At 66.2% G+C, this 14,207-nt stretch carries 14 protein-coding genes and 1 pseudogene; 9 read left to right on the top strand and 6 right to left on the bottom strand.

The features are described from left to right. Positions 1-2: 2 nt before the first annotated feature. The 3 genes and pseudogenes from ACYRGX_RS08755 to ACYRGX_RS08745 all read right to left on the bottom strand — a co-directional run. On the bottom strand, positions 3-1,148 hold the full coding sequence (locus ACYRGX_RS08755) for a serine hydrolase domain-containing protein (RefSeq protein WP_473056658.1): 1,146 nt from the start codon (positions 1,146-1,148) through the stop codon (positions 3-5). Between the two features lie 66 nt (positions 1,149-1,214). Next, positions 1,215-3,359: an ATP-dependent DNA helicase DinG gene (dinG, locus tag ACYRGX_RS08750; RefSeq protein WP_473056178.1), complete on the bottom strand. Its 2,145-nt coding sequence runs from the start codon at positions 3,357-3,359 to the stop codon at positions 1,215-1,217. Between the two features lie 175 nt (positions 3,360-3,534). Further along, positions 3,535-3,891: pseudogene (locus ACYRGX_RS08745) on the bottom strand (OmpA family protein); the annotation flags it as partial. A gap of 424 nt (positions 3,892-4,315) precedes the next feature. On the opposite strand from ACYRGX_RS08745, the gene ACYRGX_RS08740 reads away from it, so the two are divergent. Together ACYRGX_RS08740 and ACYRGX_RS08735 are read left to right on the top strand one after the other, a co-directional pair. Then, positions 4,316-4,813, top strand: a complete 498-nt coding sequence (locus ACYRGX_RS08740) for a DUF6231 family protein (RefSeq protein ID WP_473056177.1) — start codon at positions 4,316-4,318, stop codon at positions 4,811-4,813. 2 nt (positions 4,814-4,815) lie between these two features. Continuing rightward, positions 4,816-5,286 (top strand): YchJ family protein, encoded by a 471-nt coding sequence (locus ACYRGX_RS08735; RefSeq protein WP_473056176.1) that lies wholly within the window; start codon positions 4,816-4,818, stop codon positions 5,284-5,286. A 1-nt stretch (position 5,287) separates the two neighbouring features. Here ACYRGX_RS08735 and ACYRGX_RS08730 read toward each other — a convergent pair whose 3' ends face one another. Then, the gene (locus ACYRGX_RS08730; RefSeq protein ID WP_473056175.1) at positions 5,288-5,800 is read right to left on the bottom strand and encodes a hypothetical protein; all 513 of its coding nucleotides are present in this window, start codon (positions 5,798-5,800) and stop codon (positions 5,288-5,290) included. A 137-nt stretch (positions 5,801-5,937) separates the two neighbouring features. Between ACYRGX_RS08730 and ACYRGX_RS08725 the strand changes: the two genes are divergently transcribed. The 4 genes from ACYRGX_RS08725 to ACYRGX_RS08710 all read left to right on the top strand — a co-directional run bounded on the left by ACYRGX_RS08725 (position 5,938) and on the right by ACYRGX_RS08710 (position 9,667). Further along, positions 5,938-6,405, top strand: coding sequence for an LEA/WHy family protein (locus tag ACYRGX_RS08725; protein WP_473056174.1), 468 nt, complete (start codon positions 5,938-5,940; stop codon positions 6,403-6,405). 5 nt (positions 6,406-6,410) lie between these two features. Further along, positions 6,411-6,596 carry an SEC-C metal-binding domain-containing protein gene (locus ACYRGX_RS08720; protein WP_473056173.1) on the top strand — a complete coding sequence of 62 codons (186 nt, stop codon included), beginning with the start codon at positions 6,411-6,413 and terminating at the stop codon, positions 6,594-6,596. Between the two features lies 1 nt (position 6,597). Continuing rightward, on the top strand, positions 6,598-7,059 hold the full coding sequence (locus ACYRGX_RS08715; RefSeq protein ID WP_473056172.1) for a DUF2489 domain-containing protein: 462 nt from the start codon (positions 6,598-6,600) through the stop codon (positions 7,057-7,059). A 76-nt stretch (positions 7,060-7,135) separates the two neighbouring features. Further along, the gene (locus ACYRGX_RS08710; protein ID WP_473056171.1) at positions 7,136-9,667 is read left to right on the top strand and encodes a penicillin acylase family protein; all 2,532 of its coding nucleotides are present in this window, start codon (positions 7,136-7,138) and stop codon (positions 9,665-9,667) included. Between the two features lie 860 nt (positions 9,668-10,527). Here ACYRGX_RS08710 and ACYRGX_RS08705 read toward each other — a convergent pair. Both ACYRGX_RS08705 and ACYRGX_RS08700 read right to left on the bottom strand, forming a co-directional pair. After that, positions 10,528-11,001 carry a GFA family protein gene (locus tag ACYRGX_RS08705; RefSeq protein ID WP_473056170.1) on the bottom strand — a complete coding sequence of 158 codons (474 nt, stop codon included), beginning with the start codon at positions 10,999-11,001 and terminating at the stop codon, positions 10,528-10,530. Between the two features lie 80 nt (positions 11,002-11,081). Beyond that, complete coding sequence (locus ACYRGX_RS08700) at positions 11,082-11,819, bottom strand: DsbC family protein (RefSeq protein ID WP_473056169.1); 738 nt, start codon at positions 11,817-11,819, stop codon at positions 11,082-11,084. A gap of 113 nt (positions 11,820-11,932) precedes the next feature. On the opposite strand from ACYRGX_RS08700, the gene ACYRGX_RS08695 reads away from it, so the two are divergent. The 3 genes from ACYRGX_RS08695 to ACYRGX_RS08685 all read left to right on the top strand — a co-directional run bounded on the left by ACYRGX_RS08695 (position 11,933) and on the right by ACYRGX_RS08685 (position 14,136). Continuing rightward, positions 11,933-12,859 carry an ABC transporter ATP-binding protein gene (locus ACYRGX_RS08695; protein WP_473056168.1) on the top strand — a complete coding sequence of 309 codons (927 nt, stop codon included), beginning with the start codon at positions 11,933-11,935 and terminating at the stop codon, positions 12,857-12,859. Continuing rightward, on the top strand, positions 12,856-13,617 hold the full coding sequence (locus ACYRGX_RS08690; protein ID WP_473056167.1) for an ABC transporter permease: 762 nt from the start codon (positions 12,856-12,858) through the stop codon (positions 13,615-13,617). The genes ACYRGX_RS08695 and ACYRGX_RS08690 overlap by 4 nt, the downstream gene beginning before the upstream one ends. Before the next feature lie 66 nt (positions 13,618-13,683). After that, positions 13,684-14,136 carry a MarR family winged helix-turn-helix transcriptional regulator gene (locus ACYRGX_RS08685; RefSeq protein ID WP_473056166.1) on the top strand — a complete coding sequence of 151 codons (453 nt, stop codon included), beginning with the start codon at positions 13,684-13,686 and terminating at the stop codon, positions 14,134-14,136. The last annotated feature ends 71 nt before the right edge of the window (positions 14,137-14,207 follow it).

The raw sequence follows: 14,207 nt of genomic DNA, 5'->3' as shown, positions 1-14,207 counted from the left end.
CCTCAGAGTGCCGCGGCCACCTCGTTCGCCAGGCGTTGGGCACGCGGGTCCATCAGCACGTAGGGGCCGAGGGTGTTGGTGACGAAGCCCAGCGCCACGTCGCGGTCCGGATCGGCGAAGCCGGTCGAACCACCGGCGCCGGGATGGCCGAAGGCGCGCGGGCCGAGTCCGTAGGTGGCGTTGGCAACGGCCGCCTGATCGAGCATGCAGCCCAGGCCGAAGCGCGTGCTGGTAAGCAGCGTCAGGTCCTCGCCGACTGCGTGCTCGCGGGTCATCTCCGCCAGTTGCTCGCTTTCCAGAAGACGACCATCGAGCAGCCCGGCGTAGAAGCCGGCCAGGCTGCGGGCATTGCCGTGGCCGTTCGCGGAAACCAGTTGCATGCGCCGCCACTCTGGCTTGTTGCTGCTGGTCAGCGCCGAGGGCGGGTTGCTGAAGGCGCGGGTGGACAGCGCCTTGGGATCGGTCATGGTGCACTTGAGCAGGCGCTGGGCCGCAGCGTCGCCGATCACGCCCTTGGCACGGGCGATGTGCGCCACGCGGTCGAACTCGCTGTCCGGCAGTCCGACGTGGAAGTCCAGCCCCAGCGGCGTGGCAATGCGCGCGGCGATGGACTCGCCCGGACCGCATCCATCCACCCGCCGCAGCAGCTCACCGACCAGCCAGCCGTAGGTCAGCGGCGCGTAGCCATGGGCTTCGCCCGGCGTCCACCAGGGTGCTTCCTCGGCCAGCGCGGCGGTCATCACCTCCCACTGGTAGAGCGCCTCGCCCGGTAACGGGCGAGCAATTGCCGGCAGCCCGGCGCGATGACAAAGCAACTGCCGCACGCTGATGCCCTGCTTGCCGTTGGCAGCGAACTCCGGCCAGTAGCGCGCCACCGGAGCGTCCAGCTCGAGCTTGCCTTCGGCCACCAACTGCAAGGCGCAGACGGCGGCGAACGGCTTGGTGCAGGAGAACAGGTTGAGGATGGTGTCGCTTTCCCAGGCCTGCTGGCCGTCCTTGTCGGCATGCCCGGCCCAGAGATCGAGCACGGTTTCACCACCGACCTGCACGCAGAGGGCGCCACCGCGCTGCTGAGGGTCGTCGAACAGCTCGGCGAAGACATTGCGAACGCCTTCGAATTTCAGGTCGAAATAACCCTGGATCTGCACGGCACGGCTCCTGCGGCGATGTGGATCGGACATTGTCCCAGCCACGCGCCGCGAAGGAAACAGGCCCTAGCCGATCTCGCGGCGGAACGGCGGCAACGCGTCGAGGATCGCGCGGCCGTAGCGCTGGCTGACAACGCGACGGTCGAGCAGGGTGATGGTGCCGCGGTCGGCCTCGGTGCGCAGCAGGCGCCCGCAGGCCTGCACCAGGCGCAGCGAGGCGTCGGGCACGGCGATTTCCATGAACGGGTTGCCACCACGCGCCTCGATCCACTCGGCCAATGCGGCCTCCACCGGATCGTCCGGCACCGCGAAGGGAATCTTGGCGATCACCACGTGCTCGCAGTAGGCCCCCGGCAGGTCGACGCCCTCGGCGAAGCTGGCCAGGCCGAACAGCACGCTCGGCTCGCCGTCGTCGACCCGCGCCTTGTGCTTGTTCAGCGTCTCCTGCTTGGACAGGTTGCCCTGGATGAGCACGCGCCTGCGCCAGTCGCGATCCAGGCCGTCGAACACGTCCTGCATCTGCTTGCGCGAGGAGAACAGCACCAGCGTGCCCTGGCCACCTTCGACCAACGCCGGCAGCTCACGGACGATCGCCGCGGTATGCGCGACGGCATCGCGCGGGTCGGCCTTGAGGTCCGGCACCCGCAGCAGGCCGGCGTCGGCATGATGGAAGGGGCTCGGCACCACCGCGGTGACGGCGCCCTTGGGCAGGCCGGCGCGCATGCGGTAGCGATCGAAGCGCCCTAGCGCGGTGAGCGTGGCGGAGGTCACCAGCGCGCCGTAGGCCACGTGCCAGAGGTGCCGACGCAGGGTCTCGGCGGCGAGGATCGGGCTGGCGTTGACCTCGATGTCATGGAACGAACCATTGTCCGCGAGGGTCATCCAGCGCGCCATCGGCGGATTGTCTTCCGGGTCCTCGCTGGTGAAGGCGGTCCACAGCTCCCAGTTGCCCTGGGCGCGCGACAACAGGCTGCCGAACAGCGGGAACCACTCCTCCGCCTGCTGGCTGGCGATGCCCGAACCGCCCTCGCCGTCCATGGCCTGCTTGAGCATGTCGGCCAGTCGGGTGAACAGGTCGTTGAGCCGCGAGAAGCCTTTCTTCAGCTCGAGGCCCAGCTCGCGCAGATGCTCGGGGATGATCCCGCCCACGAAACGATGGCGTGGGCGCTCACGGCCCTGCATGTCTTCGCCGGCGCTGAAATCGCCGATTTCCTCGCAGGCGGTGAACATGAACTGCTGCTGGCTACGCAGCTCGCGCGCCAGCTCGGGCACTTGCTCCACCAGGCGGCCGAAGTCGCCGGGCAGCGGATGCTGGGCGAGCAGCTTGGTGAGGTTCTTGTCCACCTGCGCCAGCCAGTCGGCGGTGCTGCGCAGGCGGGTGAAATGCGCGAAGTGCCCGATCGCCTTGTCCGGCAGATGGTGGCCTTCGTCGAACACGTAGAGCGTTTCGCGCGGGTCGGGCAGCACCGCGCCGCCGCCCAGTGCCAGGTCCGCCAGCACCATGTCGTGGTTGGTGACGATCACGTCGACCTTGGTCATGCCTTCGCGCGCCCGGTAGAACGCGCACTGGCCGAAGTTCGGGCAATGCCGGTTGGTGCACTGGCTGTGATCGGTGGTCAGGCGCGACCAGTCGCTGTCGTCGAGTTCTTCCGGCCAACTGTCGCGGTCGCCGTCCCAACGGTTGCCGGCGAGTTTCTCGATCATCTGGGTGAACAGCTTCTGGCTACGCTCGTCCACCTCCAGGCGAAAGCCCTCCTCCTCGAACAGCTGCGCGGTGGCGCTCTGCGCCTCACCCTCCTGCAACAGGGCATCCAGGCGCGACAGGCACAGGTAGCGTCCGCGCCCCTTGGCCAGGGCGAAGGAGAACGACAGGCCACTGTTGCGCAGCAGGTCGGGCAGATCCTTGTGGACGATCTGCTCCTGCAGGGCGACCGTGGCGGTGGCGATCACCAGGCGTTTCTCGGCGGCCTTGGCGATGGGAATGCTGGCCAGTGCGTAGGCGACCGTCTTGCCGGTACCGGTGCCGGCCTCGACCGCCACCACCGCCGGATCGCCGTCGCGATGGCCTTCCTCATCGGTGGAAATGGTGCCCAGCACCTTGGCCACCTCGGCGATCATCAGCCGCTGGCCATAGCGTGGCTTGAGCGATTTGGCCTCGAGGAAGCGGGAATAGGCGCCCTGTATCTGGGACTTGAGTTCGGTGCTGAGCATGGACGGGCGCCGCAAAGGCTGTATGTATCTTCAGTAGGCCGCCTATGATAGCGCCCATGACGCCCACCGCCAGTGGAAATCCTCCCGGACGGACGCTAGGCCTGTTCCCTGGGCCGTGCGGAAACGAAAAACCCCGCCACGAAGGGCGGGGTTTTCCTTGGAGCCGGGGTCGCTGTTACTTGACCTGGGCTTCCACTTCGGCTTCCACGCGACGGTTGATCGCACGGCCGGCGTCGGTGGCGTTGTCGGCGACCGGACGGCTTTCGCCGTAGCCGACCGAACCAACGCGACCGCTCTGGATGCCGTACTGGTTGACCAGCACGTCACGCACGGCGGCGGCACGGCGCTCGGAGAGCTTCTGGTTGTAGGCGTCGGTACCCACGGAGTCGGTGTGGCCTTCCACGGTGGTGGAGGTCTGCGGGTACTGTTTCATGAAGTCGGCCAGCGACTGGATGTCACCCATGTACTCGGGCTTCACAGTGGCACGGTCGAAGTCGAACTTCACGTCCAGTTCCACGCGCACGTTCTCGGCAGCGGGCTCGGGAGCCGGCGCCGGAGCGGGCATCGGGGCCGGCTCGACATAAGCGATGGTTTCTTCTTCACCGTGGACCCAGCAGTAACCGCCGGCGGTGACCGCGGCGATCAGACCACCCCAGCCCGCATAGGTGCTGTTTTCCAGCGCGCCCAGGGCGGCACCGGTGACACCACCGATAGCGGCGCAGGTCGGCCAGTCGGACTTCTGAACACCGGCACAACCGGTCAGGACGCCCGAAATGAGAACCAGCGGTACAGCTTTCCTTATCATGCTCATTGGAAATCTCCTTGGAAGATTCGGCACCACGACCGAAACTCAGGGTTGGAAGAACTTTATATGAGTCCGCCAGGCGGTGGGCTGAATGGCCCCGTGCCATTGGGTTCGTGTGGTTAGTCTCCCCGTTCTGCTGCGAGGTTCCCTAATGATAGTCGGCTTTTCCGAATCCACACCGCAAGAGGTGCTTGCCGCCTTGCTCGAACGTCATGCGCCGGCACGCCTGTTGGTGCTCGGCAGTCGGGAGTGGCCGGCGCTCGAAGCATACTGCAGCGCACAGGCCGATGTGCAACTGGCATTCGCGCCCCCCGGCCCATTGCCGGCCGAGCTGGCGGGGCAACGCTTCGACCTGGTCCTGCTGGTCGATTGCCTCGAGCACCTGCCGCGTCGCGTCGGCCTGGAGCTGGTCGGCGGCCTGCGCAACCTCAATGCCAACCGCCTGGCGCTGCTGCTGGACCTTGCCAGCGGCGACTGGCGCGAGGCGGACTTCTTCGCCCTCGGCCTGCAGGCGAGCGAGCGCTTCGTGCGTGGCGAGCAGACCCTGACCTTGTTCACCTATGATCTGCATGATTACAAGCAGGTGCCCGACTGGCTCAACGCCAAGCATTGGGCCAACCCGCAGAACTTCGGAAAATACTGGTGGTAGCCATGCCAGCGATCTGTCCCTGCGGCAGCGGTGCGTACCTCGACGACTGCTGCGGCCGCTTCCATGCCGGCGCTGTGGCGCCCTGTGCAGAGCGCCTGATGCGCTCGCGCTACAGCGCCTACGTGCTGGGCGATATCGACTACCTGGTGCGCACCACCCTGCCCGCCCAGCAAGCCGCATTGGACCGCGCGGCGATGACGCAGTGGAGCCTGTCGAGCACCTGGCTCGGCTTGCAGGTGGAGGCAAGCGAGGTGTTCGGCGGCAAGCCCGAACACGCCTTCGTCAGTTTCACCGCGCGTTGGCACGACGAAACCGGAGAGCACGCGCAGCACGAACGCTCGGCCTTCGTCCAGCGTGACGGCCAGTGGTACTACCTGGATGCGGGGGTGCCCTTGCGCGCCGGGCGCAACGACCCCTGTCCATGCGGCAGCGGCAACAAGTTCAAGAAGTGCTGCGCCACCTTCTTGGCTTGAGTCACTCCTGCAGGCGCAGGTGGGAAACGTCCGGCGGCGGCGGCGTCCGCTCGGTGCTGGCCTGCCCCATGTCGCTGCCCAGGGGGGCTAGGCTGTAGTTGGAGAAGTCGAACACCTGCACCAGCGGCGCGCGCGTTTTTTCCTGCATGTCCGCCCCCAGCGGGGCAACCGCGAAATCCGGCGCCTGCACATCGGCGAATGCTGCCACGTAGCTGTCGCGCGGCGCCTCGTTCGGCTGGGTTTCCTCGACGGGAGCCGGTGGCGGCGCCAGTTCGATCTCCTCGAGCGCCTGCGGGCACACCTCGACCACCGCCCCGGCGCGCTCCAGCGCTCGGCGATAGCGCTCGGCGCCGGTGGCATCCAGGCCGCTCTTGATCACCATGCGCCGTCCACTGAAGAGCGCGGTGATACGCTGCTCGTCCACCTGGAACAATTGGGCAAGGTTGATCTTTGCGGTTTCCGGCGACACCCCTGGCAACAAGCGCCCGGAAAAGGCAATCTCGTAACTATCCATGGTCAGACTCCCAGCGAAGTGCTGCAGAGTATGGCCCAGCAGTGTGCGACGCACCAACGCAGGCCCATGGGCATGTGGCACGCTAGATCCATCACCCACGGAGGAACGAGATGTTCGAGCAGGCGAGAAGGTCGGGCATGGCCATGGCGATCTGGCTGACCCTGGCAGCCACCCTGGGCGGCTGCGCCTTCAGCGGCAAGAACTTCGAGGACCCGACGGTGGCGCTGACCGATGTCGAGGTGGAGCGCGCGCGTCTGCTGGAACAGCGCTTCGTCCTTCACTTTCGGATCGACAACCCCAACGACATGAGCCTGGCCATCCGCGGCCTGGTCTACGACGTGACGCTCGACGGCATACCGCTGGCCGTGGGTGAATCCAACAAGCACTTCGTGATTCCCGCAGGGGCCCAGACCGATTTCGAGATACCGGTGCGCACCAATCTCTGGCGTCACCTGAAGAACGTGATCAAGACCATCAAGGATCCCGAGCGGCCGATTCCCTATCGCCTGAGCGGCGAAGTGAAGACGGGAGGAGTATTTTTCGGTCGCAACGTGCACCTGTTCCGCATTGGCGAGATAATCCCCAGTCGTTTCCTCGAAGAGTGACCCCCATGCAACACGAACACGTCCACGGTCCCGATTGCAACCACGAGCACGACCATCAGCACCACGTCCACGGGCCGCACTGCAACCACGGCCCACAAGAGCCGCAGCGCAACCCGCTGCGCGAGGTCGGCCGCAACGACCCCTGCCCGTGCGGCAGCCAGAAGAAATTCAAGAAATGCCACGGGGCCTGAGATGATTCCGCTGCAGGTCGCGCTCCCGCTGGCGTTGCTGGTGATCCTGCCGCTGGCGTTCTACGCACTGCACCTATGGCGCCTGGTCTGGGCCCAACGGCGGCGCCTGGAAGAAGCGCAGCGCGAACGCCACACGCGCCTGGGCGACGACCTGCGCATCCTCGCCGGCAGCCTGCTGGACGAGCAGTTGCCGCTGATCGAGGGCGCCATCCGCATCAAGGTGCTGGTGGACAACTATGACGTGCACTTGAGCCAGGATGCCCGCATGGAGGTCTTCCACCAGCTTTACCAGGCTACCGCGCACGTCCCCACCCACGCGGCCTGGAAGGCCTTGCCGGCGGCGGAGAAACGCCATCACGAGGCGCATTTCAGCGCCCTCGAACTGCAACACAAGGCCGCCGCCCGCCAGGCCGCACGCTGGTTGCTCGACGAAGGCCTGGACAAGCCCGCCGACGCCGCCTGAATGCCCCTTGCACGGCTCGCGCCGCGAAACTAACGTTTAGCCTCCCTGCACTGACCGCCTCTTCTGGAGCCGCCGCATGCCGTCGCGCCCGTTCCGCCCGCTGCTTCGCCTGACCCTCCTCGCCACCGTCGCCAGCAGCCTGTTCGGCTGCGAATCGCTGCTCGACAAGCGCTATGCCGAGAGCCTGCCGCCCACCCAGGGCAGCGAGCGCCTGCAGGGCCTCGCGGCCAGCGTCAGCGTACGCCGCAACCCGCTGGGCATGCCGCTGATCGAGGCTGGCAACTTCCATGACGCACTCTTCGCGCTGGGCTACACCCACGCCAGCGATCGCCTCTCGCAGATGGTCGGACTGCGCCTGATGGCGCAAGGGCGCCTGGCCGAGATGGCCGGCCCCGGGGTGCTGGAAATCGACCGTTTCATGCGTACCCTGAACCTGCGCGCCAATGCGCGACAGCTCTGGGCCAACGCCTCGCCGCGTCTGCAGCGTTTCTTCGAGGTCTATGCGCGCGGCGTCAACGCCTACCTCTACCGTTATCGCGACCGCCTGCCGATGGACCTCGCCGAGTCCGGCTATCAGCCCGAGTACTGGACCGCCGAGGACTCGGTGCTGGTCTTCTGCCTGCTCAACTTCGGCCTGGCGCAGAACCTCCAGGAAGAGATATCCGCACTGGTCATGGCGCAGAAGGTCGGCGCCGACAAGCTGCCCTGGCTGCTGCCCACCTACCCGGACGAAGCACTGCCGTTCGATGAGGCGGAGAAGCTCGCCGGCCTCAAGCTCAATGGCCAGATTCCCGGACTGAGCGCGTTGCAACAGGCCACCGAACAGGTCGCCCAGGCCAACGTGCTGGGCGTCGCCGCCTCCAACAACTGGGCCTTCGCCCCCTCGCGCACCCGCGGCGGCAAGAGCCTGCTGGCCAACGACACGCACCTGCCGCTGTCGATGCCCTCGATGTGGAACTTCGTGCAGATCGATTCGCCGAAATTCCGCGCCGCGGGCGTCTCGGTGGCTGGTGTGCCGGCGGTGGTCGCTGGCTACAACGGCCGCGTCGCCTGGGGCATGACCATGGTCATGGGTGACAACCAGGATCTCTTCCTGGAACAGCTCAAGCGCCAGAACGGACACCTCTACTACCTCGCCGATGGCCGCTGGGAGCAAGCCCGCGAACGCCCCGAGACGTTCATCGTCAAGGGCGGTAGACCGGTGCGCGAGATCGTCTACGAGACACGCCACGGCCCGTTGCTCAACAGCGTGCTCGGCGAACGCAAGCACATGCTGCAACCGCTTGCGCTGCAGAGTGGCTACGGCATTGCCCTGCGCACCCTCGACTATGCCGACGACCACTCGCTGGACGCCTTCTTCGACCTGTCGCGTGCCGACAACGTCGACGAAGCCTTCGCCGCCAGCGGAAAGATCCGCGCCATGGCGCTGAACATGGTGTTCGCCGACGCCGAACACATCGGCTGGCAGGTTACCGGGCGCTATCCCAACCGCCGTGCCGGTCGCGGACTGATCCCCTCCCCCGGCTGGCAGGGCCGCTACGACTGGGACGGCTACGCCGACCCGATGCTCTACCCTTACGATCAGGACCCCGCGCAAGGCTGGCTGGGCAGCGCCAACCAGCGCAGCGTACCCAGCGGCTACGGCGTGCAACTGTCCAACTCCTGGTACTACCCCGAGCGCGCCGAGCGCATCGCCGAACTGGCCGCCCGTGGCCGTCAGGACGCCCGCAGCATGATGGCCATGCAGTTGGACCAGACCACGCCTTTCGCCGCCAAGCTCAAGGCCATGTTCGAGGACCCGGCGATGGTCGCCTCGCTGCAGCAGGCCATTGCCGCCCTCCCCGAGCCACGCCGCGCCAAGGCCCGCGAGGCGCTACGCCGCCTGCTGGCGTTCGACGGACGCATGGCCGCGGACTCCGCCGACGCCGCGCTGTACAGCGCCTTCCTCCAGGAAAGCGCGAAAGCGACCTTCCTCGACGAACTGGGCCCCGAGGACAGTCCGGCCTGGCAGGCACTGGTGAACACCGCCGACAACTCCTACTCGGCACAAGCCGACCATCTGCTCGGACGCCTGGACAGCCCGTTCTGGGACGATCGCCGTACGCCCGAGCACGAGGACAAGCCGGCCATCCTGGCGCGCAGCCTGGCCGCTTCGGTGGAATTCCTGGAGACCCGCCTGGGCGCCGACCGTGGCGCCTGGCAGTGGGGCAAGCTGCACAGCTACACCTGGCGTACCGAGAGCAGCCGCCTGGCTCCCTGGCTACCGGCGTCCCAGCGCAGCTCGCTGAGCCTGGTGCAGGGTTACCTCGACCGCGGTCCCTACGCCGCCGGGGGTGACCATGGCACGCTGAACGTGTCCGCCTATCACTGGGGGCAGGACTTCGATACCTGGCTGGTGCCGGCGATGCGCATGGTCGTCGACTTCTCCGCCGAGGAGCCGATGCAGGGGGTGAACAGCTCGGGGCAGTCCGGTAACCCGGCCAGTGCCCACTACGCCGATGGCATCGACGCCTGGCTGCGCGGGCAGTACCTGAGCTTCCCCTTCAAGCCGCAGAACCGCGACAAGGTGTATGGCACCCAACGGCTGTTGCTGGTCCCCGGCAAATAGCGGAACCGGGATTGCGGTCGATGTCGATCCTCCCTGCGCTCCCGCGTGGGGATGATCAAACAGGCTGCGGCTGCGGCTGCGGCTGCGGCACAGGATTTGATCGTGCCCACGCTCCTGCGTGGGCACGCATCCCGCGACGCTCCGCGTCTCCAGTGCATCAAGCCTTCGGTGCCAAAGGACGGTTGTCGGCGTTCTTCCGGGACTCCCGGTTTCGCCCTCCTGGGCGACGCCCTTTTGTTCCGGCAAAAGGGCGCAAAACCATTGCCCCGGCGATCCGGCCCCGCCCGCTGAGCGGACGGGGTTCGTTCACTCCATCGCCGTTCCACAGGCCCGGCGTATACGGGCCATCCATGGCCCGATACGCCTTTCGCCACCGTCCAGGCGGCTCAACCTGCTACACGACGATTCCGTTCACCCGGACCAACGGGGCGCATCGGTGCCGTCTGCAAATCCGTGCAAGAAAAGCAAAGACAGAGCGACCACCGATGGTACGTCCTGCACCCGGGTCCCCTTCAGGAGGCCGAGTGCAGGCGTTGCGCAGGGGAGTGAGCCGCCAGGACGGCGGCGAGAGGCCTGTGCGGTCCAGGGATGGACCGTACGGGCCGGCCCCCGGAGCAGCGCCGGAGCGAGGGAAGTCCGTTCGCACAGCGAACGGACCCGGATGGTGGGTCGCCTTCTCTTTGGTTACTTTCTCTTGGCGAGACAAGAGAAAGTGACTCGCCGTGCAAGGCGAAATCGGTAGTTCCACCCGAGGAAAGCGCCACGCGCCCATACCCAAGCAGAAAACCACAAACTACAAAGACCGCAGGCAGCGCCCCTGCGCAACACCTCCGCTCGGCCTCCTGAAGTCGAAAGTCAGCCTAGGTCTGCACCCCATGCCGCTGGTGCCATTGCGCCAGGGATTCCTCGGGATAATGCGCGAAACACGGATCGTCCGGCTTGCCCTCGACCTGCACCCAGGCCGCTTTGGAGTCGAGCAGGATATGCACGTTTTCCGGCGGTATCGGCAGCGGCGTATCGATCGCCGAGGCGTGCGGATGCACCAGGTCCGGGTAACCCGGGTCCCACAGCCAGAGCGCGCTGCCGCACTCGCGACAGAAGTGCCGTTGTCCGCTGCTGCGCTCGCCGTTTTCCATCTTCGCGCGGTAGATGCCCAGGTGCTCGCGGCCTTCGACCTGCAGCGTGCGATGGTCACCGCCGAGGTTGATCGCGTAGCCACCGGTGCCGGCCGTCTTGCGGCAGATCGAGCAGTAACAGCGCATGAAGGGCACCGCCTGGTTCGACTCCAGGCTGAAGGTGACGGCGCGGCAGTGGCAGGAACCTTCGAGTTTCATCGGAATTTCCTCGCGGGCAAAAGAAAAGGGACCGGTCGGCGATGCCGCACCGGTCCCTTTTCGGACCCCGCGATGAGCGACTAGTTGGCCGCCTTCTGGGCCTCCAGCGCGGCCTGTACCAGTTGCGGCGCCGGCTGGTAGCCGGGGATCATCTGGCCATCGGCGAGGACGATCGCCGGCGTGCCCTGCACGCCGACCGCCTGGCCCAGCTTGAACTGGCTTTCCACCGGGTTATCGCAGGTGCCGTCCGGCGCCTGGTCCTTCTTCGCCGCATCCATCGCCGCCACACGGTCCTTCGAGCACCACACGCCCACCAGCTCGTGATAGCCCTTCGAGCCCAGCCCCTGGCGCGGGAAGGCCAGGTAGCGCACCTCGATACCGGCCGCATTGAGCGCCGGGACTTCGGTGTGCAGCTTCTGGCAGTACGGGCAATCGGTATCGGTGAACACGGTGATGTGGGTCTTGGCGGTGCCCTTGGCCGGGAAGATCACCATGTCCTTCTCCGGCACCTTGGCGATTTCCCGCGCGATGCCGCGGCTTTCCGCCGCCTCGGTGAGGTTCAGCGCCTGCCCGTCCTTGACCTGGTACAGATAGCCCTGCATGACGTACTGGCCATCGGCGCTGGCATACAGCAGGCGACCGCCCTGCAGCTCGACCTGGTAAAGACCGGGCAACGGGCTCTGGGCGATGGACTCGATCGGCAGGTCCGGCTGCAGCGCCTGCAGGGTCTCGCGGATCGCTTGGTCGGGCTCGGCGGCCAAGGCCTGCATGGCGGAGACGGCCAGCAACGACGAGGCCAGGAAGGAAAGCGCGCGCATGGTGGTACCTCTGTTTACGGATCGCGGCAGACTACCACGGAACGTCCGCGGGGCGATCCGCGTCCCAAGTTCGCTTACAATTCGCCCGTTTGAATGCTTCCCAAGGACTTCCCGTGCCCGCCGTCATCGCCATCGAACAATTGACCAAGACCTACGACTCCGGTCATCAGGCGTTGAAAACCGTGAACCTGACCATCGAGCGCGGCGAGATCTTCGCCCTGCTCGGCCCCAATGGCGCCGGCAAGACCACGCTGATCGGCATCGTCTGCGGCATCGTCAATCCCAGCAGCGGTGGGGTGACCGTGGATGGCCACGACATCATCCGTGACTACCGCGCCGCGCGCAGCCGCATCGGACTGGTGCCCCAGGAGCTGTTCAACGAGGGTTTCGAGAGCGTCTGGTCGACGGTGCGCTTCTCCCGCGGGCTGTTCGGCAAGAAAACGGACGACGCCTACCTGGAAAAGCTGCTGCGCGACCTGTCCTTGTGGGAAAAGCGCAACGCACGGATCAACGAGCTGTCCGGCGGCATGAAGCGCCGGGTGATGATCGCCAAGGCGCTGTCCCACGAGCCGGACATCCTGTTTCTCGACGAACCCACCGCCGGCGTCGACGTAGAGCTGCGCCGGGACATGTGGCGCATGGTGCACGGTCTGCGCCAGCGCGGCGTGACCATCATCCTGACCACCCACTACATCGAGGAAGCCGAGGAAATGGCCGACCGCATCGGGGTGATCCGCAAGGGCGAGATCATCCGCGTGCAGGACAAGGCCAGCCTGATGCGCGAACTCGGCAAGAAGCAGCTCACCCTGCAACTCAAGCAGCCGCTACCCGAGGTGCCGCCGGCGCTGTCCAGTTACGACCTGAGCCTGGCCGACGAGGGCTACGCACTGGTCTACCGCTTCGACGCCCAGCGCGAGGACACCGGTATCGCCGAGCTGCTGCGCGCACTGGCCGAGCACGGCATCGAATTCAAGGACCTGCAGTCGGAAGAGAGTTCGCTGGAGGAAATCTTCGTCAGTCTGGTCAAGGAGCCGGTATGAACCTCTATGCGATCCGCGCCATCTACCTGTTCGAACTGGCGCGCACCTGGCGCACCCTGGCACAGAGCATCGCCACCCCGGTCATCAGTACCTCGCTGTACTTCGTGGTATTCGGCTCGGCCATCGGCGCCCATATGAACGAAGTCAACGGCGTCAGCTACGGCGCCTTCATCGTGCCTGGCCTGGTGATGCTCGCGCTGCTCACCGAGAGCGTCTCCAACGCCGCCTTCGGCATCTACATGCCGCGCTACGCGGGGACCATCTACGAGATCCTCTCGGCGCCCATCTCGCCGCTGGAGATCGTCGTCGGCTACGTCGGTGCCGCGGCCACCAAGTCGGTGATCCTGGGCAGCATCATCCTGCTCACCGCGCGCCTGTTCGTGGACTACGAGATCGAACACCCGCTGCTGATGGTGCTGTTCCTGTTGCTCACGGCCGTCACCTTCAGCCTGTTCGGCTTCATCATCGGCGTCTGGGCCGATGGCTGGGAGAAACTGCAGATCGTCCCGGCGCTGATCGTCACGCCGCTGACCTTCCTCGGCGGCAGCTTCTACTCCATCTCGATGCTTCCCGAGTTCTGGCAGAAGGTGACCCTGCTCAACCCGGTGGTGTATCTGGTCAGCGGGTTTCGCTGGGCGTTCTTCGGTGTCTCCGACGTCAACCCGACGATCAGCTTCGGCATGACCCTCGCTTTCCTCGCCCTGTGTCTGCTGTTGATTACCTGGATCTTCCGCACCGGCTACCGCATCAAGAGCTGAGGCCGGCGACGCTGGCACACCAATGCTTTGCGCATTAACCTTCCCCGGAATTCCGGAGAATCTCCCATGGCCCGCGAGACCCCCAAAGAGCTGATGCTGGATAACCAGCTGTGCTTCGCCCTCTACTCCACCTCCCTGGCGATGACCAAGGTCTACAAGCCGCTGCTGCAGCGCATCGGCCTGACCTACCCGCAGTACCTGGCAATGCTCGCGCTGTGGGAACACGACGGCCTTACCGTCGGCGAGCTGGCGGCGCGCCTGCAGACCGACCCGGGCTCGGTGACGCCACTGCTCAAGCGCCTGGAAACCCTCGGCCTGATCCACCGCGTACGCAGCGCCAGCGATGAGCGCGTAGTGCAGTTGCATGTCAGCGACGCCGGTTGGCAGGCCCAGGTGCAGGCCCGCGAGTTCCCCCGCTGTATCCTCGACGCCTGCACCCTGTCGCTGGACGACCTGCGGCAACTGACCGAGCAATTGGTGAGCCTGCGCAGCAGCCTGCAGGACGCGCAGAAGGGCTGAAGCAGGCGCTTCGCCAAGTCTCCGACGCTCTCTCTCAAAAATAGTTTGCGCACAAGATAAACGCCGATTAC

It is taken from the genome of Pseudomonas sp. R4-15 (assembly GCF_055768815.1).
The sequence above is the reverse complement of the archived record's forward strand: the minus strand, read 5'-3'. Positions and strand labels throughout refer to the sequence as shown.

Coding starts and splice junctions, on each gene's coding strand:
- dinG (WP_473056178.1), bottom strand. CDS start 3,359: ATGCTCAGCACCGAACTCAAGTCCCAGATACAGGGCGCCTATTCCCGC.
- ACYRGX_RS08740 (WP_473056177.1), top strand. CDS start 4,316: ATGATAGTCGGCTTTTCCGAATCCACACCGCAAGAGGTGCTTGCCGCC.
- ACYRGX_RS08735 (WP_473056176.1), top strand. CDS start 4,816: ATGCCAGCGATCTGTCCCTGCGGCAGCGGTGCGTACCTCGACGACTGC.
- ACYRGX_RS08730 (WP_473056175.1), bottom strand. CDS start 5,800: ATGGATAGTTACGAGATTGCCTTTTCCGGGCGCTTGTTGCCAGGGGTG.
- ACYRGX_RS08725 (WP_473056174.1), top strand. CDS start 5,938: ATGGCCATGGCGATCTGGCTGACCCTGGCAGCCACCCTGGGCGGCTGC.
- ACYRGX_RS08720 (WP_473056173.1), top strand. CDS start 6,411: ATGCAACACGAACACGTCCACGGTCCCGATTGCAACCACGAGCACGAC.
- ACYRGX_RS08715 (WP_473056172.1), top strand. CDS start 6,598: ATGATTCCGCTGCAGGTCGCGCTCCCGCTGGCGTTGCTGGTGATCCTG.
- ACYRGX_RS08710 (WP_473056171.1), top strand. CDS start 7,136: ATGCCGTCGCGCCCGTTCCGCCCGCTGCTTCGCCTGACCCTCCTCGCC.
- ACYRGX_RS08705 (WP_473056170.1), bottom strand. CDS start 11,001: ATGAAACTCGAAGGTTCCTGCCACTGCCGCGCCGTCACCTTCAGCCTG.
- ACYRGX_RS08700 (WP_473056169.1), bottom strand. CDS start 11,819: ATGCGCGCGCTTTCCTTCCTGGCCTCGTCGTTGCTGGCCGTCTCCGCC.
- ACYRGX_RS08690 (WP_473056167.1), top strand. CDS start 12,856: ATGAACCTCTATGCGATCCGCGCCATCTACCTGTTCGAACTGGCGCGC.
- ACYRGX_RS08685 (WP_473056166.1), top strand. CDS start 13,684: ATGGCCCGCGAGACCCCCAAAGAGCTGATGCTGGATAACCAGCTGTGC.